We start from the raw sequence: 22,682 nt of genomic DNA on the forward strand, positions 1-22,682 counted from the left end.
GATAGAAAACTCGCTGAGAAATCAGCGAGCTTACCATAAAATAATTGATATGAAGAAATGAATGTTTTTTTATCTTGTTCTGCTTTTGATGGCGTCGGAAGCACCCTCGATGTCTCTTACTTTTTTAACTTTTTGATTACCAAAATTGTAAGTGATGCTTAAAGTCATACCTCTTCTGTATTGATCGTTTCTTACATAATTGTAGTTTCCATTGGCTTGATAATCTTCAATTTCTACAATATTTGTTTTTAAAACATCATTTACATTGAGTGCAAAAGTCCATTCGTTCCAGATTTTTTTCAAACTAAGATCCAAGCTCATTAAGTTCTTCAGCATTCCAAGTTCTATTTGCTGTTTATCAACAAAGAAATAATTTACGCCTAAGAACCATGTTTTCTTTTTATCAAGACGTACTGTGTTATTAGTTTGAATGACCATGCTTGTAGATCTGATATTGTTTGTATACGTAATAAACTCACCTTCTTTATTTTTAAATCTCTCTCCGGTTGTTGGATCAGTATCAAGACTGCCATTATTGATGTTATGTTGAAAACCAATGTTGAAGTTAGTGGTCAAGTATTGTTTAAAGAATGATTTTTGAATTCCTAACATTGCAGACATTTCTTGTTTATCCCCGAAATTTGTTCTAATGTAACGCAATACATTTCTTGGTCCAACTGTTCCATCCGGTGCTACGGGATAACCCTGTAATGGAACCTGAGTAATCTGATCTTTATAATATGAATGATTCAAAATCAAGAAATAGGAGCTTTTATACATATAGGTTAATTCCTGGTTATAGGAAGAAGAAGCCTTTACAAACGGATTATTCTGAGTGTAATTATCATCGGTTAAAATATTTCGAACTGGATTTATTTCCCAGAAACTAGGCCTTCTCATTCTACTTGAAAATGAATATGATATATTATTGCTGTCATTAATAGCATAATTGAAACTTAGATAGGGTAAAAAGTTATTATAATTTCTTTTTATTTCTTGGTATTGCATCGTCTTATCTGGATTTAGAGGAGCGTTAGCCGTCCCTAAACTTTTTGTAATTTCATACCTTGCTCCGACTTTCCCAGAAAGCTTATCGGAGAATTTTTTTTCTATTGTTAAATAGGCTCCATAAATATTTTCATCATATATAAAATGATTAGGCATGTGTTCTTCTTTTTTTATTGGAGCAGGGGGATTTACCCTATAAGTGTCATTCTTAGTGTCATTATCCGTTTTCGTTTTATTGTAATTTCCTCCTATTGAAACCGTAAAATCATTTTTTAATTTCTGGATATAATCTACTGTCCCAGAAAAATTATTGATTATCTGTGGAAGGTTCTGATAAATGGTTTGACTAAGACCTGTGTCTTGGCCAAGTGAATTGGCGAGATAAGTTTTATTATCAGTAAACTGAAATCTTTTGTAATTAAGATAAGCAGCATTTACATTCAATTTACTTCCTAAAGAATCGGTTTTTAATTCATAATTTAAGTTGACTGAATTGTTATAAGATCTTGCATCTTCCTTGTTTCTGGAATTAGTATAATTAGTAATGTAATCTTTTTTCTTATCATCATAAGAGCGGATAGTATTAAATAAATTTACTGTAGAATTATAACTTTTATTAGCCCAAGTATTCCAAGATAAAGCTAGATTGCTCTTCTCTGTTAATTGATAATCAATGTTTAAATAACCGCCAAGGTTTTTATTTGGATCATTAATATCACCTACAGATTCATTGGATGATAAACTATTTCCATTTCTTAAAATATAAGATTGTGCACCGATATTTTCGCCACCACTAAGATTAGCGCTGATTCCTAATTTATTCTTTCTGTAATTGGCTGAAAAACTGGCATCGCTTCCGTTGAACTTATTTTGAGAGTTAGACATTCTCATGTTACCACTTAATCCATCACTCATTTTTTTCTTTAAAACGATATTGATGATCCCATCAGATGATTCTACCTGGTACTCACTTCCCGGAACTGTAATAACCTCAATTTTTTGGATATTCTCTGCTGGTGTGTTTTTAAGAAATTGAACTAATGAATCAGCGTCCATATTGGTTTTTCTACCATTGATATAGATTATAGCATTATTCTTTCCTGCAATTTTTAATGTCTTATCATCGGTAGATGAAAGTAATGGAGTTTGTTTTAATAGATCAAATGTTGTATTTCCTTTAGCAACAGGCGAAGCGGCAACATCGTACACAAAGCGATCACTTTGCTTTTTAAATACTTGTTTCGTTAAAGTAACTCCCTCTATACTTTTAGTTTTTACTGAATCTGTTTTTTTTTCCTGAGCAAAAGCTAGTCCGGTAAAAAATATAGCTGCGATGAGTAGTGGCGTCTTCATGAATTTATTTTTTTAAGTTGAGGTTTCGATTCTGAACATGGTTTAAGACAGAATCTTAAAGAAGTTTATTATATTAAGTTCTAGATTTTACAGCATCATTGGCTGATTTCATTTCTCTGGTTTTTTTCAGTTTTTGATTTCCAAAATTATAGGTGACCCCTACACTGAAAATTCTTGGATACTCAAAATTGGTTACATTGTTGAAGCTTCCATCAGGTTGAATACCTTTTATTTTATTGAAGTTTTGATTAAATACATCATATACTTCCACCAAAACGGTCCAATCGCCTACGATTTTTTTGATATTAAGATCCAGGCTTTGTCTTGTTCCTAATTCTCCAATTTCTATTTTGCTTTTTCCAGCATAGAAGTAGTTAATTCCCAGGAACCAGTCTTTTTTAGACGAAAGACGAATGGTGTTGTTGAACTGAGCAGAAAAATTAAAGTTTTTCACATCGATAACATAAGGAGTAAGTACTTCTGTCTGGCCAGGTACGGGTCTTGAAGTTGGATCTTCAGATACGGTGCCGGAATACATAGCATAAGCTAGATTAACTGAGTAATTCGTTGTCCAGATATCTTTGAACCAGGATTTATTCATTCCCAATGTCAACCCAAGCTGCTTATTATTACCATAATTAGTTCTGATGTATCTTAAAAACTTTGTAGTAACCATAATAGGATCCCCATTAGAATCAAGTTCTATCTTTCCATTCTCATCTTTTTCAGGTTTTGTCACAGTCCCCTGCAGAGGCACCTGGTTTGAGGCATCTTCTACATAGTTAAAACTTAGGTTTGCATAGAAAGCATTCTTAAACATATAATTGATTTCCTGATTATAATATTTAGAAGCTAAAACGAACGGATTGTTCTGAGTGTAGTTGTCTGGTGTAAAATAAGTTCTGGATGGATTTAATTCCCAAAATCGAGGTCTTCTTATTCTGCTGGAAAAAGTATAGCTTATATTATTGTCTGCATTAATTGCATAGTTGAAATTAAGATACGGAAGCAGGTTATTATAGTTTCTATCAAAACCTGTTTTTCCTAATATCTCACCAGTACTTCTGGTCATCTCATAACGGGTTCCTATTTTTCCGGATAATTTCTCACTTAATTTTCTTTCGTAAGTAAGATAAAGACCTAGAATATTTTCTTTATAAATGAAATGATTGGTTTGATCGAAATCATTTACAAAACTGTCGCTTGCTTTTGTATAAACATCCTGTCTGGTATCGTTGTCTGTTTTTGTATTATTATAGCTAATTCCCATTAACCATGAATTCCCTTTTGCTGTTTTTTTGATGTAATCTACATTGGCTGCGTAATTGTTAATGATCTGCGGAACCCATTGTTTAAATGCCCCGTATTTATTATCGTCATCATTATAAAAGGGAAATGTTTCATTAATGCTCGATTTGTCTCTGTTGAACCATAAATAGGAGATATTAGAAGTTAGTTTACTTCCTAACGAATCCGTTTTTATTTCATAGTTTAAATTAAAAGAATGATTTCTTGTCTGGGCATCTTCATTATTTACAGTTCTGTTTTTTAAGACCCCATTTTGAATGTTTGTAATATCCAGAATAGAATTGAAACTTTTATTGTATCTCATATTATATGTGAAACCCAGACTTTGCTTTTTGGTAATTTCATAATCAATATTCACGCTACCACCAAAGTTTTTATTTGGATCATCATTAAATCCAAAAGACTCATTTTTAAAAGTGGAGTTTCCATTAGAAAGTCTATACTTTTCTCTGTCTGTCCAGCTTCCAGTACTGATATTTGTGTTAACTGCTAATTTGTCTTTTCGGAAATTGAAAGAAGCACTTGCAGAAGGATTGTTATAATAAGCCTGCTCATTTTGCATTTTTAAAGTTCCATTATAACCGTTGTTTCTGCTTTTTTTCATCACAATGTTAATTACCCCGTCATTAGATTCAACTTGAAACTCACTACCTGGAACAGTGATTACTTCAATTTTCTGGATATCTTCAGATGGTGTGTTTTTAAGCATTTCAATTAATGCCTCCGCATCCATATTGGATTTTTTATTGTTGATGTAAATAACAACTTCTGATTTCCCCATTATTTTTAATGTTTTCCCATCAATACTGGAGATCATTGGAGTCTGCTTTAATAAGTTGAAGGTATTTGTCCCTTTAGCAATAGGGGAAGAGGCAACATCATAAATAAAGCGGTCGCTTTGTTTTTTGAAGACCTGTTTCTTTAAGTTTATACCCTCTATATTTTTAGTTTTTAGTGTATCTGATTTCTGTTGGGCAAAAACAAATCCAGTGAAAAATATGGCTGCAAAGAGAATGGACGTTTTCATGATTCTATTTTTTATTTGTTAATAGCTTGTATTTGTTATTATTTAACATTACAAAGATATATAATAAATCTAGTATTATGCAATACAAAGTACTTAAAATGTTTTTATTTCATCTATAAAGTATTGATTTTCAGTTACTAAAATTTCAATTGAAAATTTTTCCTTCCTTATATTGACTCTATTATTAGACAACTTGACGGCTAAAGTTGTTACATCAAAACTGAAAATTTGAAAAAATTAACATAAAAAGGAGAATGTAATTTCGTATTCTATTTTATGACTACTTTAGTATCAATAAAAAATTAATAATTTATGAGAAAAATTTATCCTTTATTTTTATTAATACTACTGATCTTATTTTCGTGTATAAGTGATTTTAACATGGAATCTGACATCACGCCAAATCCGCAGTCCAATTTTAATTTCGGAAATACTGCTCAGAGAAATTTTCAGGGATTAGTATTAAGTACGAACGGAAGTCCTATTTCCGGAGCAACAGTTAGTATTGGAACAAGTACAGTGCAGACAAATTCTAAAGGTCTTTTTATAATTAAAAATGCCGAGGTGAAAGAAAACTTTGCTTTTATCAAAGTAACTAAGGCGGGTTATATCAATGCTTCACGTACTTTAGTTCCTACAAATGGAAACAGTAGGGTAAACATTATGATGATCCCTGCGATTACTACAGCATCCATTACTTCTGGGGCTACAGCGACAGTTTCTCTTTCGAACGGAACAAAAGTGAAATTTGACGGAAGTTTTAATGATGTTTCCGGAAACGCCTATAGTGGAAATGTGGATGTTGCATTATTCCACTTAAGTCCTTCCAATCAGTATCTGAACGAATTAATGCCTGGATCTTTTTTAGCAACAAATTTGAACGGAAATTCAAGAGTTATGGAAACCTATGGAATGCTTCATGTACAGTTAACGGGAAGTTCTGGACAAAATCTACAGATTGCTACCGGTCATACAGCAGAAATTACTGTCCCACTAGATGCTGCTCAATTAGCAACTTCACCGAATACAATCCCTTTGTGGTCATTTAGTGAAATTACAGGAATGTGGCAGGAAGAAGGTTCCGCAACTAAAGTTGGAAATACGTATGTGGGCAATGTAAGTCACTTCTCCTGGTGGAACTGTGATGCACAATTTCCGCAAGCGGTATTAAAGGTTACAGTGAAAAATGCTGCTGGCCAACCATTGAGTAATGCAATGATAGGATTAAAAAGAAATTCGCAGACTTATGAAAGTTATGGAATTACAGATGGGGATGGTATGGTTTCGGGAGTTGTTCCTGCTGGTGAGCCTCTTGAACTAAAAATTTATGACAATTGCAATACGGTAGTTTATAGCTCAACAGTAGGGCCATTTCCCGTAGGAGCTACTACTGTACTGCCCGATATTTCTTTAACAAGTTCAACCAATCAGTATACGATCAAAGGAACATTGAAAACCTGTTCTGGAGCTGATGTCACAGATGGTTTTGCTAGTCTTAGATTTGGCGGAGCAATAAATTATTTTCAGACTATTGTGGTTCCAGTGACCAATGGAACTTTTTCAATCAATTCTCTCGGATGTTCAAGTAATCAACAGTTTGTATTGGAAGGTATTGATATTACTAATATTCAAACAAGTGGCGAGATTAACTTTACCGGAACTGCGCCTATTACAAATCTTGGAGATATTGTAGTCTGTAATACAGTTTCAGAGTTCATTAGTTATAAAGTAGATAATCAAGCTACCAGGCTTATATTAAGTAATATTAGTGTTTCACCTAACTTAATTAGTTCAGCGCAAAGCCCTGTTCCTGTAGGAACTTATTTTAGATATGAGGGTGCGGATTTACTTGCAGGCAGCGTTCTGGTAAATAATTACTATTTAACCGTTACAAATAATTCGAATGCATACCAAAATATAACTGTTGATGGAACTACTAATCAGATCACATTTACAGTAACCAGCGCTGGAGCTGTAGGAACTTACACAGATTTTACATTTAATGGAACGTACACGGATAGTGCAGGAGCGTCACACACCGTAAATGGAACGGGACATGTGAAAAGAGATTATTAAAAACAAAAAGGGGCCTATCTAAAGCCTCTTTTTTTATTCTCTGTCGAAGCGGGCAAGTTTTTTATCTACCCATATCGTGGCAAAAGGAAAGAATGCTGAAAGTAGTGCAAATACGAAATCTTCATCATCCCATTTGAAAATTTTTCTCACAGGTAAACAAAGCAAAAGATAAATGGTAAAGAAAAGACCATGGATATTTCCAACTACGATAATAAAAATTGTGGGAAGTAAGCCCTCATCATCATATCTTTTCCAGATCATGGCAACACCATAGAGCAGGAAACAAGAAATTGCCTCTGCAATACAGATTTGTTTAAACCATTTAATGATTTTTTCCTGAGAATATTTTGAGAAAAATTTTTCGATGAAGTTCATTTCTTAAATTATAAATTATAAGTCTAAGCCATAAATCCTCAAACCCATTTCCTGAATTGCAAAATTACTTATAAAAACTGCTACCATCCAAATATTCAAAAACTTCTGGCGGAAGCATAGGTCTGACATTTTTACCTTGCTTGACCATATTGCGAATTTCGGTGGCTGAGATCTCAATAACAGGAGCCTTGATCAATGAAATATTTTCATGCTGTAAATATTCTGAATCTTTTTTCTCACCTTCAAAAACTCTTGGATAAACAATGATATGATGATTCTTGATCAGCAGGTCATAATTCTTCCATTTATGAAGATTATCCAGATTATCTTCACCCATAATTAAACTAAAAGAATAGTCCGGGTGCTTTTCTGTAAGATAGGTAAGGGTGTCGATAGTATAGCTTGGCCTCGGTAGAGAAAACTCTACATTTGAAGCCCTCATGTTGGGATAATTTTTTATGGCAGCCTGAACCATGTCTAACCTGTTATGATCTTTTAATAATGATTTTTTATCTTTAAATGGATTTTGTGGACTTACAACAAACCACAATTCATCCATATCCGAATTTTCTAAAATATAATTGGCTAAAATAAGATGTCCAATATGAATTGGATTAAACGAACCGAAAAAGAGGCCTATTTTTTTCATTATTAAATTAAAGACTAATCTCTAAATTTTACATCCTTTATATTGAGGTAATGCGTTACATTGCCTTTCCAGTGATTTTCTTCTAAAGTAAATGCTAAATCAAAATATTTGTTTCTGAAATCTTCTGAGAACTGTCCTAACTTGAAACCAACACATTCAATATTCCTGCCGGTAGATTCTTGTTTTATATAAAACTTAACATGGTTGTTATCTTTCCCCATTGTTTTTATATATCCTGAAAGCTTCTGATTTTTTAAAGCCAGATTGGGTTTCATATTATGTGGACCAAAAGGAGCTAATTTTCTATGAAAATTAATAAACTCTCTATTAATATCATCGATTTCAATTTCAGAATCTATTATAATAGAAGACTCTTTCTGATGTTCCTGTATTTTCTCAGCGACTACTTTTTCAAACTTTTCTTTGAAAGCTTCAAATTTGGATTTCTCCATTGAAAGTCCTGCAGCAGCATGGTGTCCGCCAAACTTCAGAAAATATTCTGAACAAAGGTCTAATGCTTCATGTACGTCGAAATCCGATACAGATCTTGCTGAAGCTACCATCTCCCCATTATTACCATCTGTAAAAACAAGTGTTGGTTTATAGTAAGTTTCAATAAGTCTGGAAGCTACAATACCAATGACGCCCTTGTTCCACTCCGGGTGGTAAACGATCGTGGTAAGTTTCGTCTCCTGTTGTGATTCAATAATTTGATTCAGTGCAGAAAGCGTAGAGTTCATATCCAGCTCACGCCTTTCATCGTTAAGTCCCATAATATCACTTACGATCTGATGAGCATGTTTCAGATTATCCGAAACCATCAGCTCTACAGCAGCTTTGCCATGTGAAATTCTTCCTGCAGCATTAATTTTAGGAGCGATCTCAAAAACAATGTTTGAGATTTCAAAATGGGAAAGTTTATCTTCAGGAATTAAAAGTCTTAATCCTAGATTTCTTGTTTTTCTAAGGGTTTTTAATCCCATTTTAGCTAAAACTCTATTTTCTCCTGTCATTGAAACAATATCAGCAGCAATAGAAATAGCTAAAAGATCCGTTAGTTCAAATAATTCTGCATCCGGAATTTTATAAATTGTATTTAATCCCTGACATAATTTGAAACCCACACCACATCCTGAAAGTTCCTTAAAAGGATACCTGCAGTCATTTCTCTTGGGATCCAAAACAGCAACGGCATTGGGGATTTCATCACCAGGTAAATGGTGATCACAGATAATAAAATCCACACCCAGATTCTGAGCGTAGCTGATCATATCAATCGCTTTTATACCACAGTCCAAAGCAATGATTAATGAAAATCCATTTTCTTTTGCAAAATCGATTCCCTCTGTTGAGATACCATACCCTTCTGAATTTCTATCCGGAATATAATAATCAAGGTATTTTTTTTGAACTATTTTGCTGAGGTATAAATACATCAAAGCAACGGCTGTAGTTCCATCTACATCATAATCGCCGTAAACTAATATTTTTTCGCCATTTTCAATTGCGGTTGCAATCCGCTCCACGGCTTTTTGCATGTCAGCCATTAAAAACGGACTGTGTATATCGGTAAGATTTGGTTTAAAGAATTCTCTGGCCTTTTGATAATTGTCAATTCCTCTGAGAACGAGAAGCTTAGATTCAAAAGTTCCAAAACCAAGTGACGAACTTAATCTGTCCACAACTTCTTCATCGGGTTCAGGTCTGAAAATCCATTTTTGACTCATTTCACAAAAATAGGGAAAATATATTTTAAAAAGTAATGATAAACTGTTAATATGAGAATATAAAATAAAGAATTTATAACACGAAAATTTGATTTTAGTTTCAATTTATTTTAAATATTCGGACTCATGATTTTTATGTATTTAATAAGTGAAATAAGAAAACTTTAATAAAAATTAATAAAATTTTAGATTTAGTAAATCCAAACTTAATTAATTGTCGTAAATGATATTAAATAACTAAACACTTTAAAATTAATATTATGAAAAAGACAATTAATATTTCTAACCAGGGAACCACCCTGGATACAGGCAGAAGAAACTTCTTGAAACTAGGTGGCATTGGTCTGGCTATGGCAGGCCTTGCATTAGTGGGGTGTGATGATGATGATTTCCAGATGGTGGATAACCAGGTATTCGATCTTGGAAAAGGAGATGTAGGTGTATTAAATTATGCTTATGCCCTTGAACAGTTGGAAGCAGATTTTTATACGAAAGTGGTCAATAATTTTTACTCAGGAATTTCAACCGCTGAAAAAGAATTGTTTACAGATCTGTACCATCATGAAGTGATACACCGTGATTTCTTTAAAGCGGCAATAAGTGGAGTAACAGCTAATGTACTGCCAACACTTGAATTTCAATATCCAAGTGTAAATTTTAATAATAGAAGTTCTGTACTGGCTACAGCAAAAGCTCTTGAAGACACGGGTGTTGCGGCCTATAATGCAGCAGGAAAATATATTACAAATCCAGAATATTTAGTGATTGCAGGGAAAATTGTTTCAGTAGAAGCAAGACATGCATCGGCAATAAGAAATCTTATTAATCCTGGATCAGCAGATTTTTCCGGAGATGATGTGATTGATGCCAACGGATTAGATGTAGCTAAAGAACCAAAAGATGTGGTAATGGCAGCTGGAGGATTTATAAAAACTCCATTTACATGGAAGGAAAGAGGCATTAACTAAATTATTCACTTTTAAAACGTACTATTATGAACATTCTAAAATTACTAGATAAATTTTCTGATGATAAATTTTTTACAACAGAAGCTTCAAGATTAGAAACGCTTACCAATATTTCATCATTTGGTAAAAAAGCAGCTATTGCATCAGTCCCTTTAGGATTAGGACTTGCTATATCGACTCCTGCAAAAGCTGAAACTCAAAATGTAACGGTTCCTGGAAGTTTTTTAAAAAGTGCTTTAACGGAAGCATTACAATTAGCTTTGACCTTAGAGTATTTGGAAAACGAATATTATGCGATCGGACTGTCTACTGCAAGTTTGATTCCTAATGTTGACCGTACAGTTTTTATGCAGATCTCTAAGCATGAGTCTGCGCATGTAGGTTTCTTGAAAAGTACTCTTACCTCTTTAGGCGTAACGCCTGGAGTAAAGCCTAATTTTGATTTTACGGCTGGAGGTAATTTCTCTCCATTTACAGATTACAATCAATTTCTTGTCCTGGCGCAAGCTTTTGAGGATACAGGAGTAAGAGCATACAAAGGACAGGCTGGAAATGTAATGTCGAATAAAGTGGTCTTACAGGCTGCTCTACAAATTCATTCCGTAGAAGCAAGGCATGCTTCGCAAGTGAGAAGAATGAGAGCTAATAAAGGTTGGATAGAATTAGCAAATGGTGGAAATATGCCTTCCGCTACTAACGCTGTTTACGCAGGTGAAGATAACACAAACCAAGGTGGATATAATACCGCGACTGCATTTGGAGCCGCAGCAGGATCTGCCGCTTATGACGAAGTTTTGAGTGGCAGTGATGCAACATCAATTGCATCATTATTTATTGTGTAAAGTGGTTTCTTAATATTAGGTGTAAGTCCTTTTCTGGAATTTTTCGGAAAAGGATTTTTTTCGTTAAAAAAATGATATATTCGCTGCCTAAACCAAAATTTAATTAAATATGAAAAAAATTATTCTATGTGTATGCTTAATTGGAGCAGTACATACATTTCAAGGGCAAAAGATTAGCCTAGGAAAAATTACAGATGTAGCTACTAAAGGAGCAAAAGCATTAACATTTACGAACGAAGATGCTGTGAAATTATCTAAAGAATCAGTTGATTGGATGGATAAGAACAATGCTGTAGCAGGAGCGAAAGATCCATATACAGTTAGGCTGAACAAGCTTTTTGGTAAACATAAATCACAGGACGGACTTAATCTTAATTACAAAGTATATAAAGTAACAGATATAAACGCTTTTGCCTGTGCAGATGGAAGTGTAAGAGTGTTCTCATCTCTGATGGATGTTATGACGGATGACGAATTACTAGCTGTAATAGGTCACGAAATTGGTCACGTAAAGAATCAAGACACAAAAGACGCTATTAAATCTGCTTATTTAAAAGCAGCAGCATTAGATGCTGCATCTTCAGCTTCATCTACTGTCGCTACTCTTAATGACAGTCAGGTAGGTAAGATGGCAAATGCATTCTTAGATGCTTCCCATAGTAAAAAACAGGAATCAGAAGCGGATGCTTACTCTTATGATTTTATGAAAGCGAATAAATACAATGTAGTAGCAGAATATACAGCATTTAAAAAATTAGCGTTACTTTCTTCAGGAAGTACTCAGTCTGGTTTTCAAAAGATGTTCAACTCTCACCCGGATAGTGAAAAAAGAGCTCAGAATATTAAGAAAAGAGCGGAAAAAGATGGTTTATGGAAAGATCCGGGAACCGTTACTTTGCCAACGACAAAACTTACAAAATAGAATTTGTACCAAACAAAAAAATCCTCAAATTAATTTGAGGATTTTTTTGTTTTTTTATGTTGTCTTATTATTTAAGAATACATTTTTTCTCTTAATTCTTTTACTTTTTTATCAGCAAGATATTCGTCGTAACTCATTTCTCTGTCAATAATTCCGTTAGGAGTTAATTCGATGATTCTGTTACAGACCGTTTGAAGCATTTCGTGGTCATGCGATGCCAGTAAAAGATTTCCTTTGAAATTAGATAAAGAGTTATTCAATGTTGTAATACTCTCTAAGTCTAAGTGGTTGGTCGGTTCATCAAGTAACAAAATGTTGGCTTTCTGAAGCATCATTCTACTGAACATACATCTCATTTTTTCACCTCCTGAAAGTACTTTGCAAGATTTTAAAGCTTCATCTCCTGAGAATAACATTCTTCCTAAGAATCCTCTCATAAATTCTTCATGACGTTCTTCATCATTTTTAGTGAACTGTCTTAACCAGTCAACTAAATTAATATCCTCTTGAAAGAAATTGGTATTATCTAAAGGCATGTGCGACTGATTAGTAGTAACTCCCCAAGCAACTGCTCCTTTATCAGCTTCAACGTTTCCAGCTAAAATTTCGAAGAATTCTGTAATGGCCAAAGAGTTTTTAGAAAGTACAGCAACCTTATCTCCTTTCTTAAGGTTTAGATCAATATTTGAGAAAAGTAATTCTCCGTCTTTTGTTTTTTCAAGACCTTTTACATCTAGAATTTGATCTCCAGCTTCTCTTTCCATCTCGAAAATAATTGCAGGATATCTTCTTGAAGATGGTTTAATATCATCAATGTTCAGTTTGTCGATCATTTTCTTTCTAGCTGTTGCCTGTTTTGCTTTAGCAACGTTTGAACTAAATCTTGCGATGAAATCCTGAAGTTCCTTTTTCTTTTCTTCGGCCTTCTTATTAGCCTGAGCTCTTTGTCTTGTTGCCAATTGAGAAGCTTGATACCAGAAAGAATAGTTACCTGTATAAAGATTAAGTTTTGCATAATCTAAATCTCCGATATGTGTACAAACTGTGTCCAGGAAGTGACGGTCGTGAGATACAACAATAACTGTATTTTCATAATCTGCAAGGAAGTTTTCCAACCAAGAGATCGTGTCAATGTCAAGGTCATTCGTAGGTTCATCCAGAATCAATACATCAGGGTTTCCAAAAAGAGCTTGAGCCAAAAGAACTTTTACTTTGTCCTTGTTTTCAAGTTCACTCATCATCTGCCAATGCATATCGTCTTTTACCCCAACATTGGAAAGCATAGTCTGTGCATCAGATTCTGAGTTCCATCCTCCCATCTCATCATAAATAACACCTAGCTCTCCGGCTTTAATACCATCTTCATCAGAGAAATCTTCTTTTGCGTATAAGGCATCCATTTCTGCCTTTATCTCGAATAATTTTTTGTTACCTCTAAGTACTGTTTCAAGAACATTATATTGATCGTATGCAAAGTGATCCTGCTCTAAAACAGACATTCTTTTTCCAGGCTCTAATGATACACTTCCTGTGGTTGGGTCTTGTTTTCCAGTTAATATTTTAAGAAATGTTGATTTTCCCGCTCCATTAGCTCCGATAATCCCATAACAATTTCCTTTAGCAAACATGATGTTTACTTCGTCAAAAAGAACTCTTTTCCCGAATTGTAAAGATAAGTTAGATACTGTTAACATATAGTTTTGTAAATTTGGCGCAAAATTACGAAAAGAATTTGGGTATTTTATAATAATGTAATAGTCAAGTTTTTAAATGAAAGGTATTTTTGTATATTTCAAATGAAATTTTAATCTAATGAAGATCGAAAAAACAGTCAACATATTAAATAGAAGAGCGCGTTTCGAATATGAAATCATGGAAGAAACTGAAGCAGGAATGGTTTTAACAGGGACAGAAATAAAATCTTTACGCTCTTCCAAAGCATCTATTACAGAATCGTTCTGTCAGTTTATTGATGGGGAATTATACATCATTAATATGATGATCGATGAGTACAAATTAGGAACTTTTTACAATCATAAGACAAAAAGGGAACGGAAATTGCTCTTGCACAAAAAAGAATTACAAAAATTCGAGAAAAAGTTAAAAGATGCAGGGAACACTATTATACCTCTAAAGTTATATATTAATGATAGTGGAAAAGCAAAGGTGTTAATAGCCTTGGCAAGAGGGAAAAAGCTTTTTGATAAAAGGGAAGCGATAAAAGATAGAGAAAATAAACGAACCCTGGATAGAATATTAAAGAAAAGTTAAAAATCATTCAAAAAACTTTGTATATAAAGAAAAATTATATTTATTTTGCAATATCAATTATTTAATCATTTAATTCTATGAAAAATCTAAAATTAGGAATTTCAGCATTGGCACTTACTGTTGCTTCTACTGTATTCGCTCAGACTACCAACAATCCGTGGTTGATCGGAGTTGGTGCTCATGCGGAGAACCATAAGGCAGTACGAAGCGACTTTAGTAATACTTTTGCTGCAAAAAATTTAACGAAGACAATGTTCAATATGAACAACTTCTCTATTACTCCTCCATTATCTAAACTTACTGTTGCTAGAAACATCGGTAAAGGTTTAGTAATTGACTGGCAGACTTCCGTAGGAAATGTTGATAATAAAAGATTCAACATGGGGAAAGAATTTATGTTGATGACAGGTCTTGGTTTCCAAGCTAAAGCTGCAGGTCTTTTATGGGACGAGGAATCTTGGTTTGACCCTTACTTAAGAGTTGGTGCCAACTATTTAAGACATGACTATACTGCTCTTACTTTCCCAAGACAATCTGTTGATGGAGAGACAGTATACAACGGAGATGCTGGTAACGAAAATGGTAAAGCTAACTTCTTTACAGTTTCTACTGGTGCAGGTGCTAACTTCTGGGTAACTAAAAACTTCGGTTTAGGTGTTCAAGGAGATTACGTATCAACTCCTGGTGATAAATCTAACGTTGCTAACTTCTGGCAGGCTTCTGCATCTTTATTATTTAGATTTGGTAACAGAGATAGAGATAAGGATGGTATCTTAGATAAAGATGATCTTTGTCCTGATACTCCAGGTTTACCAGAATTCCAAGGATGTCCTGATACTGACGGTGATGGAGTTCCAGATAAAGACGATCAATGTCCAGATGTAGCAGGTCCAGTTGAAAACAACGGTTGCCCTTGGCCAGATACTGACGGTGATGGTGTTATCGATAAAGATGATGCTTGTCCTACAGTTGCAGGTCCAGCTGAAAACAACGGTTGTCCTTGGCCAGATACAGACGGAGACGGTATCTTAGATAAAGATGACGCTTGTCCTACAGTTCCTGGATTACCAGAATACAACGGATGTCCTAAGCCTAAGAAAGAAACTGCTACTGAAGTAGAAAAAGAATTCAGAAATCTTTATTTCGATTTCAACAAAGCTACAATCAAAGCTGAATCTAAACCAGCATTGGATAGAGCTGCTGATATCATCAAAAAAGATGGAGGTCACTATCTATTAGAAGGTAGAACAGATGCTAAAGGTTCTGAAGTTTACAACTTGAAGTTATCTAGAGAAAGAGCTGCTTCTGTAGTTGCTGCTTTAGATGCAAGAGGTGTTGATCCTAACTCTGTTAAATCAGTAGGTGTTGGTAAAGCTAAAGCTACAGTTCCTGCAACGGCTTCTGATGCTGAAAGACAAGCTGATAGAAAAGTAGTTGTAACTGCTATCGAAGATGACAGCCAGTGGAGTACAATCGCTAAGAAAGATTACGCTGATGCTCCAGTTAAGAAAGCTACTGCTAAGAAAAAAGCTACAGCTAAGAAAAAAGCTCCAGCTAAAAAAGCGACAGCTAAAAAGAAAAAATAATTAATTTTTCTAAATAATGAATACCTCCAATTTTTTTGGAGGTATTTTTTTTTCGTATACTTTTAACTAATTTTGTTGAAAATTTAAAAATAAAAATGGGAAGAGCGTTTGAATATAGAAAAGCTTCTAAAATGGCCCGTTGGGATAAGATGGCCAAGACTTTTTCTAAAATTGGTAAAGACATTGCATTAGCTGTAAAAGCTGGTGGAACAGATCCTGAAGCAAATCCAGCTTTAAGAAGATGTATCCAAAATGCAAAAGGGGCAAACATGCCTAAAGATAATGTAGAGAGAGCAATTAAAAAAGCAAGTGGAGCGGATGCTGAAAACTATGAGGAGGTAACTTACGAGGGTTACGGACAAGGAGGAGTCGCATTTTTTGTAGAGTGTACAACGAATAATACAACAAGAACAGTAGCGAATGTAAGAGCTATTTTTAATAAGTTTGATGGTAACCTTGGAAAGAATGGTGAATTGGCATTTATCTTCGACAGAAAGGGTATTTTTTATATTGATCCTGCTCATGTTAAAATGGACTGGGATGAGTTTGAAATGGAGATGATTGATGGAGGGGCAGAAGATATTGATAAAGATGAAGAAGAAATAATGATTACCACTGCTTTTGAAGACTTTGGTTCTTTATCTCATAAGCTGGATGAGCTTAAAATTGAAGTTAAAAGTGCGGAACTTCAAAGAATTCCAAACAATACGAAAGAAGTTACTGAAGAGCAGTTTAAAGCCAACATGAAGATGCTTGACCGTTTTGAAGAAGATGACGATGTACAGAACGTGTATCACAATATGGAAATTACTGAGGAGTTAATGAATTCTTTATAAAAAATAATATAACATTCATATACAGTTAACTTTCAATTAGTTTCTTTGCATAAAACTATGAAAAGAAATGTTGAGTTAGTTGTTATTTCGGATGTGCATTTGGGAACTTATGGATGTAAGGCTAAAGAGTTACTAAGGTATCTGAATTCAATTCAACCCAAAATTCTGGTTTTGAATGGTGATATCATTGACATCTGGCAATTTAAAAAGTCTTACTTCCCTAAACCTCATTTAAAGGTTATAAAAAAAATCCTCTCGTTTGCCACTAAAAATACAGAGGTATACTATATCACTGGAAATCATGATGAGATGTTCAGGAAGTTTACCGATTTTGAACTAGGTAAGCTCAAGGTCTGTAACAAAATTTGTCTTAATATCGATCAAAAGAAAACATGGATTTTTCATGGTGATGTATTTGATGCGTCAGTTCAACACTCCAAGTGGATTGCAAAACTTGGTGGGAAGGGATATGATATGCTGATTGTTATTAATAATGTTGTAAATTGGGTCTTAGAGAAAATGGGACGAGAAAAATACTCATTTTCGAAAAAAATCAAAAACAATGTGAAAAAGGCGGTAAAATATATTGGAGACTTTGAATTAACTGCTTCTGAACTGGCAATAGACAATCATTATGATTATGTCATCTGTGGTCACATACACCAACCTCAAATCCGTAAAGTTGTCAATAAAAAAGGCTCTTGTACTTATCTTAATTCGGGAGACTGGATAGAAAATTTATCAGCCTTGGAATATCATGACAAGGAATGGAAGATTTTCTATTATGATGATCATAAACATTTGCTTCAAGATGATGAAACAGAAGAAATTCAGGATCTTGATACCAGTGATCTTTTGAAAATAGTAACTAATTTTTCCGAATGAAAATCTTATATGCATTTCAGGGGACAGGAAATGGGCATGTGGCGAGAGCTCAGGAGATTATTCCTATTCTTAAAAAATACGCTTCGGTTGATACATTAATCAGCGGTCATCAATCGCAATTAAAGGCCGATTTCGATATTAACTTTCAGTATAAGGGTATTTCTTTGCTCTATAATAAAACCGGCGGTTTATCCTATAGGAAAACATTTACTGAAAATAAATTTTTTCAGGCCGTAAAAACCATCAATGAATTAGAGTTAAGACAATATGATCTGATCATTAATGACTATGAACCTTTAACGGGTTGGGCCTGCAAGTTGAAAAAACTCCCAATGATTGAACTTAGTCATCAGGCTTCCATGAGTTTTTCTGAGACTCCAAAACCTGAGAAAAAAGATTTTCTTGGGGAACTTATTCTTAAATACTATGTTCCAAGTGCAAGGAAAATAGGTTTTCATTTTGAAAATTATCATCCTCAAATAAAAAAACCTGTTATAAGACATAAGATCCGTAACCTTAATCCTGATAAAAAAGGATATTATCTTGTCTATTTACCGAGCTTTTCGGATGAAAATATTATCAAGATCTTAAAACAGATTCCTGTGCAATGGAAGGTGTTTTCTAAATACAGCAAAAATAAAGCTAAAGTAGAAAATGTAGAAGTTTTCCCAATTGATGAAGTCGAGTATTTGAAGTGCTTTGAAAATTGTGATGGTATTTTGTGTAATGCCGGCTTTGAAGCTCCTGCAGAAGCTCTTTTTTTGGAAAAAAAATTGTTTGTAATTCCTATTCATAATCAATATGAGCAGGAATGTAATGCCTGTGCCTTAGATAAAATGGGAATACTAAACTCTAAAATTTTAAAGCTTGAAGAGATAATGGCTTGGGTAGCTTCCGATGAACATTTCAAAGTAGATTACCCTGATGATATTGAAAAAATATTAGTGAACGAAGTTTTAATTCTTTAAAAATACATCATCTACATCGTTCATTCTCATCATGACAGATCGTGCATAAGAACAGTGTGGGTAAACCTTCCAGTTATTTTCTCTGGAAAATTTTATAGCTTCTTCTACTAAATATTTTCCCATTCCTCGTCCTTCGAATTCAGGATGAACCAATACGAACGAAATAATAAGTTTATTTTCTTCAGGAAAAATAGTATAGGTAAGCCTGCCAATTTCCTTAATTTCATTATTTAGTGTAAGAACTCCGCCATTTCCGGATTTGTTATTTTCAAATTTCATAATTAAAAGCTTAATATAAATAAAAGTACAAAAACTGCACCGACTTGTAAATTGGCTCAAAATGGAATCAACAAAAACCACTTGAGTTAATTTAAAAGAAAAAATAATTAATTATCTTTCCCCGTGTAATAATTATAATCCTTAATAACGATATTGATAAATTGTCTTTCCGTCATTTTTACAGGGTCAATTTCTAATTTTAGAATATTCTTGATCTTATCGGAAAGCTTACTTATGATCTGCCTGTCATCTATTCTTAAGGCTTTTGTATAATTGTCTTTAATAATTCTCATATCATTGTCACTTAGGGCAATAACCTGAGGAAATGAAGGAACATAATCTTCCTGAATATTTTCCAGGATAGTATGAGAAATATTGATGCTGTTCTTTAGTGAAATCACAGCTGTACCTGATGCGATATCTCCCAAACGTTGGTTGTTCTTAGAAACAATCATAGAAATCAAACCAATAACACCAACAAAAGAAGTGTCTATTATTCTGAATACCCAGCGAATCAAATAATCTCCAAAACTTGCCTGATATCCATCAATTTTCACCACCCGTATCTTCATTACTTTTTTTCCTGGCGTCTGCCCTTCCATAAGGCTTTCCAGAACAACAGGATAAATATAAACAGGAAAAGTAATAGCAATATAAATAGCCATCTGAGACCATTGATCCAAACCGTTTAATAAATATCCCAAATCAAAAAAGTTGAAAAATATATAGAAAGTAATGACGATATAAGCGACTTTTATTAGGAGATCAATGATAAATGCAAGCATTCTTTCTCCGACACTGGCAATGTTGAAGTTAATATTTACATTTTGTGAGGTATTAATCGCAATTTGAGACATAATTTTATTATTTTAGCCTTAGATTATGAGAGAAGTTTATTTCATAAAACAAAATAAAGAAAAATGGTTGGGAATTGAACAGGTTATTCAAGGGAAAATAAAAAAAAATCCGGATGACCTGTCTTCGCTATATGTTAATCTTGTCAATGATCTTTCTTTTGCACAGACTTATTATCCTAAAAGTAATACGACAGTCTATTTAAATCATCTGTCTTCACAGATATTTCAAAAAATTTATAAAACAAAAAGAGTAGAAGAAAACAGGATTTTGTACTTTTTTAAAACAGAGGTTCCACTACTCATGTTTCAATACAGAAGATATCTCATATATGCTTTTTTATTTTTTGTTCTGTTTACTTCGATAGGAGTTCTTTCAGCAATCTACGATAAAGATTTTGTGAACATTATTTTAGGTGAAAGTTATGTGAACGAGACCATAGAAAATATTAAAAAAGGAAATGCAGTAGGAGTTTATCAGAGTGGATCGACATGGGGAAGTACAATAGGTATAATCTTCAATAATATTGGAGTAGGAGCTAAGCTTTTTATTTATGGTATTTTCGGAGGTGTAGGGACGTTATATGCTTTGTTGTCAAATAGTATAATGTTGGGAGCTTTTCAATATTTTTTTTATGACTATGGAGCACTAAAAGAAAGCGCAAGAGGTATTTGGCTGCATGGTGTATTTGAGATTTTCGCTATGGTTGTTGAAGCGATGTGTGGATTAATTCTGGGAGCATCAATCTTATTTCCAAAAACACTGTCCAGATTCAATTCTTTTAAAAATGGATTTAAAGATTCATTCAAAATATTTTTAAGTACAATCCCTTTTACTATTTGTGCCGGGATTATTGAAGGCTACATCACAAGGCATGCTTTAAAGATGCCGCTTTTTTTGAATTTGATTATTATTTTAGGATCATTTTCAATCATAGGATATTATTATTTTATCTATCCTGCTGTAGTCAATAAAAAAACTAATAAACACATACATGATGCAGTTTTATAAAAAAAGAGACTTTGGAACTTTTATAAGTGATAGTTTCAATTTTTTCAAATTATACGGGAAGAACTATTTTAAAAACTATATTCTACTCAATGGATTACTGTTGATTTTAATGGTTACCATTTTTATATTTGGATATAAAGAACTTTTTTCACAGCTTTTTGGATCCAATATGAGTGGTAATAGTTACTATTTTCAGCAATATTTTGAAGATAATGTGGGTATGCTGATTGTAGTGGGATTATTAACATTTTTACTTTTCCTAATTTTGATGATTGTTAATTATCTCTATCCTGTTTTTTATATGAAAAGGCTCGCCCGTGGAGAGGAAAAGATCAGGACGGATGATATTTTGAGTGATTTCAAAAACAATGCGGGAAGAATAGGTATACTATGTTTGGGAATGGTATTCATTGTTACTCCTTTAGCTTTTATTATTGCGGGAATATCTTATGCTTTGATATTGATCATTATCGGATTATTCATCATGCTGTTGGTTTATCCAACATTATTTAATGTTGTTACATTCTTGATGTATGACTATTTTAATAGTGAGAGAGGATTTTTTGAAAGCTTGAGCTATGCAATACGGTCACAGTTTTCTTATAAGAACGGAAGAGAAAAGTCTCCGTATTGGAAGTATTGGGGGGCTACGACAATTGTCTTTCTTATCATGTATACGATTACTACGATTTTCACATTTATTCCAATGATATTTTTCTATAGTTCAATTCTCACTTCAGCTCCTGATGGTAATTTTGAACAAAATCCTTTTCAGGGAACAATGGGAATATTATTTTTTGTGATCTATGGAATTTCAATGTTATTGTCATTTGTTCTTTCAAATTTATTGTATGTCAATTCAGGATTGATGTATTACGACAGCAGGTCAGACCTTCATCAGAAGGTAGAACTTGCAGAAATAGAAACCATTGGTATTAATGAATAAGATTGTTTTTTTCTTACTGATCTTTTTCTCAATTGGATTTACATATGCTCAGAATGACGATTCTCCCATTGCTGAGGAATATATAGAAGATTCTTTGAGTACCGGACATTATAATAATATGTACCGTGCAGATTCTGTATTGATTGAACATCCGATTTCTGAGAATACAGTTTATCCAAAAAAATTCAAAGAGAATCTTAAAGCCAGATATAAAGGGAAAGAGTTCGATTATACAACTATAAAACCCCGAGAATCATTCTGGCAAAAACTGCAAAGAAAACTTGCCAAAATTATCGAAAGTATTTTTGGTGAGAACAGCTTTGGAACTTCAGCTAAGATCACTACAGTTGTGATTCGTTTGTTTGCTATACTTCTAGTTGGATTCTTATTGTATTTTATTATTAAATACTTATTAGGTAAAGACGGGAATTTTTTCTTTGGACGAAAGAATAAAAAAGTAAATATTAAAGAAGAAGAACTGCACGAAAATATTCATGAGATTAATTTCCCTGAAAGCATCGCAAAGTTTGAAAGAACGGGAGATTATCGTTCAGCGGTTCGCTATCAGTTTTTATTTGTTCTTAAAAAATTGAGCGATAGGAAGTCGATCATCTGGAATCCTGAAAAAACGAATAAAGATTATGTTGCAGAACTTAAAGTTCCACATCTAAAAAATGAATTTTCAAACCTTTCGTATATATTTGATTATGTATGGTATGGAGAGTTCATTATCAATGAGGAGGATTATTTAAAATTTAAAAACCAATATCAGAGGTTTAAACCATAGTTA

At 33.5% G+C, this 22,682-nt stretch carries 20 protein-coding genes; 12 read left to right on the top strand and 8 right to left on the bottom strand.

What is annotated here, in order from left to right; translation table 11 throughout:
* Nucleotides 1–69: 69 nt before the first annotated feature.
* Together AC3WRL_RS09900 and AC3WRL_RS09905 are read right to left on the bottom strand one after the other, a co-directional pair.
* Nucleotides 70–2,361, bottom strand: coding sequence for a TonB-dependent receptor domain-containing protein (locus tag AC3WRL_RS09900; protein WP_492330190.1), 2,292 nt, complete (start codon nucleotides 2,359–2,361; stop codon nucleotides 70–72).
* A 73-nt stretch (nucleotides 2,362–2,434) separates the two neighbouring features.
* On the bottom strand, nucleotides 2,435–4,696 hold the full coding sequence (locus AC3WRL_RS09905; RefSeq protein ID WP_492330191.1) for a TonB-dependent receptor domain-containing protein: 2,262 nt from the start codon (nucleotides 4,694–4,696) through the stop codon (nucleotides 2,435–2,437).
* Between the two features lie 312 nt (nucleotides 4,697–5,008).
* Here AC3WRL_RS09905 and AC3WRL_RS09910 point away from each other — a divergent pair, with 312 nt between their 5' ends.
* On the top strand, nucleotides 5,009–6,772 hold the full coding sequence (locus AC3WRL_RS09910; protein WP_492330192.1) for a hypothetical protein: 1,764 nt from the start codon (nucleotides 5,009–5,011) through the stop codon (nucleotides 6,770–6,772).
* 33 nt (nucleotides 6,773–6,805) lie between these two features.
* On the opposite strand, the gene AC3WRL_RS09915 is transcribed toward AC3WRL_RS09910, so the two are convergent.
* The 3 genes from AC3WRL_RS09915 to recJ all read right to left on the bottom strand — a co-directional run bounded on the left by AC3WRL_RS09915 (nucleotide 6,806) and on the right by recJ (nucleotide 9,523).
* Nucleotides 6,806–7,147, bottom strand: a complete 342-nt coding sequence (locus AC3WRL_RS09915; RefSeq protein WP_492330193.1) for a DUF3817 domain-containing protein — start codon at nucleotides 7,145–7,147, stop codon at nucleotides 6,806–6,808.
* A gap of 64 nt (nucleotides 7,148–7,211) precedes the next feature.
* Nucleotides 7,212–7,796, bottom strand: a complete 585-nt coding sequence (gene nadD, locus AC3WRL_RS09920) for a nicotinate (nicotinamide) nucleotide adenylyltransferase (protein WP_214831166.1) — start codon at nucleotides 7,794–7,796, stop codon at nucleotides 7,212–7,214.
* Nucleotides 7,797–7,810: 14 nt separating this feature from the next.
* Nucleotides 7,811–9,523: a single-stranded-DNA-specific exonuclease RecJ gene (recJ, locus tag AC3WRL_RS09925; protein WP_214831167.1), complete on the bottom strand. Its 1,713-nt coding sequence runs from the start codon at nucleotides 9,521–9,523 to the stop codon at nucleotides 7,811–7,813.
* 260 nt (nucleotides 9,524–9,783) lie between these two features.
* Between recJ and AC3WRL_RS09930 the strand changes: the two genes are divergently transcribed.
* From AC3WRL_RS09930 to AC3WRL_RS09940, 3 genes are all read left to right on the top strand, one after another.
* Nucleotides 9,784–10,491 carry a ferritin-like domain-containing protein gene (locus AC3WRL_RS09930; RefSeq protein ID WP_214831168.1) on the top strand — a complete coding sequence of 236 codons (708 nt, stop codon included), beginning with the start codon at nucleotides 9,784–9,786 and terminating at the stop codon, nucleotides 10,489–10,491.
* Between the two features lie 26 nt (nucleotides 10,492–10,517).
* Nucleotides 10,518–11,333, top strand: coding sequence for a ferritin-like domain-containing protein (locus tag AC3WRL_RS09935; RefSeq protein ID WP_492330194.1), 816 nt, complete (start codon nucleotides 10,518–10,520; stop codon nucleotides 11,331–11,333).
* A gap of 109 nt (nucleotides 11,334–11,442) precedes the next feature.
* Nucleotides 11,443–12,255, top strand: a complete 813-nt coding sequence (locus tag AC3WRL_RS09940) for a M48 family metallopeptidase (RefSeq protein ID WP_214831170.1) — start codon at nucleotides 11,443–11,445, stop codon at nucleotides 12,253–12,255.
* Between the two features lie 71 nt (nucleotides 12,256–12,326).
* On the opposite strand, the gene AC3WRL_RS09945 is transcribed toward AC3WRL_RS09940, so the two are convergent.
* Nucleotides 12,327–13,949, bottom strand: coding sequence for an ABC-F family ATP-binding cassette domain-containing protein (locus tag AC3WRL_RS09945; RefSeq protein WP_214831171.1), 1,623 nt, complete (start codon nucleotides 13,947–13,949; stop codon nucleotides 12,327–12,329).
* 118 nt (nucleotides 13,950–14,067) lie between these two features.
* Between AC3WRL_RS09945 and smpB the strand changes: the two genes are divergently transcribed.
* The 5 genes from smpB to AC3WRL_RS09970 all read left to right on the top strand — a co-directional run bounded on the left by smpB (nucleotide 14,068) and on the right by AC3WRL_RS09970 (nucleotide 18,801).
* Nucleotides 14,068–14,526 carry an SsrA-binding protein SmpB gene (gene smpB, locus AC3WRL_RS09950; protein ID WP_214831172.1) on the top strand — a complete coding sequence of 153 codons (459 nt, stop codon included), beginning with the start codon at nucleotides 14,068–14,070 and terminating at the stop codon, nucleotides 14,524–14,526.
* A 77-nt stretch (nucleotides 14,527–14,603) separates the two neighbouring features.
* Nucleotides 14,604–16,112 carry an OmpA family protein gene (locus AC3WRL_RS09955; RefSeq protein ID WP_492330195.1) on the top strand — a complete coding sequence of 503 codons (1,509 nt, stop codon included), beginning with the start codon at nucleotides 14,604–14,606 and terminating at the stop codon, nucleotides 16,110–16,112.
* 95 nt (nucleotides 16,113–16,207) lie between these two features.
* Nucleotides 16,208–16,948, top strand: a complete 741-nt coding sequence (locus AC3WRL_RS09960; RefSeq protein ID WP_214831174.1) for a YebC/PmpR family DNA-binding transcriptional regulator — start codon at nucleotides 16,208–16,210, stop codon at nucleotides 16,946–16,948.
* A gap of 57 nt (nucleotides 16,949–17,005) precedes the next feature.
* On the top strand, nucleotides 17,006–17,833 hold the full coding sequence (locus AC3WRL_RS09965; protein WP_214831175.1) for a UDP-2,3-diacylglucosamine diphosphatase: 828 nt from the start codon (nucleotides 17,006–17,008) through the stop codon (nucleotides 17,831–17,833).
* Nucleotides 17,830–18,801 carry a glycosyltransferase family protein gene (locus AC3WRL_RS09970; RefSeq protein ID WP_214831176.1) on the top strand — a complete coding sequence of 324 codons (972 nt, stop codon included), beginning with the start codon at nucleotides 17,830–17,832 and terminating at the stop codon, nucleotides 18,799–18,801. The genes AC3WRL_RS09965 and AC3WRL_RS09970 overlap by 4 nt, the downstream gene beginning before the upstream one ends.
* On the opposite strand, the gene AC3WRL_RS09975 is transcribed toward AC3WRL_RS09970, so the two are convergent.
* Entirely contained in the window at nucleotides 18,790–19,080 is a 291-nt protein-coding gene (locus tag AC3WRL_RS09975) for a GNAT family N-acetyltransferase (protein WP_214831177.1), read from the bottom strand. The two genes, AC3WRL_RS09970 and AC3WRL_RS09975, sit on opposite strands and share 12 nt — an antisense overlap.
* Nucleotides 19,081–19,187: 107 nt before the next feature.
* The gene (locus tag AC3WRL_RS09980; RefSeq protein WP_214831178.1) at nucleotides 19,188–19,937 is read right to left on the bottom strand and encodes an RDD family protein; all 750 of its coding nucleotides are present in this window, start codon (nucleotides 19,935–19,937) and stop codon (nucleotides 19,188–19,190) included.
* A 25-nt stretch (nucleotides 19,938–19,962) separates the two neighbouring features.
* Here AC3WRL_RS09980 and AC3WRL_RS09985 point away from each other — a divergent pair, with 25 nt between their 5' ends.
* From AC3WRL_RS09985 to AC3WRL_RS09995, 3 genes are read left to right on the top strand one after another with little or no spacing between them, the layout of a single operon-like run.
* Nucleotides 19,963–20,946: a stage II sporulation protein M gene (locus AC3WRL_RS09985; protein ID WP_492330196.1), complete on the top strand. Its 984-nt coding sequence runs from the start codon at nucleotides 19,963–19,965 to the stop codon at nucleotides 20,944–20,946.
* Nucleotides 20,933–21,892 carry a DUF4013 domain-containing protein gene (locus AC3WRL_RS09990; protein WP_251040586.1) on the top strand — a complete coding sequence of 320 codons (960 nt, stop codon included), beginning with the start codon at nucleotides 20,933–20,935 and terminating at the stop codon, nucleotides 21,890–21,892. The genes AC3WRL_RS09985 and AC3WRL_RS09990 overlap by 14 nt, the downstream gene beginning before the upstream one ends.
* Nucleotides 21,885–22,679 carry a DUF4129 domain-containing protein gene (locus AC3WRL_RS09995; protein WP_492330197.1) on the top strand — a complete coding sequence of 265 codons (795 nt, stop codon included), beginning with the start codon at nucleotides 21,885–21,887 and terminating at the stop codon, nucleotides 22,677–22,679. Before AC3WRL_RS09990 ends, AC3WRL_RS09995 begins: the two co-directional genes overlap by 8 nt.
* The last annotated feature ends 3 nt before the right edge of the window (nucleotides 22,680–22,682 follow it).

Source organism: Chryseobacterium sp. FW101-FHT12H09 (assembly GCF_058790395.1).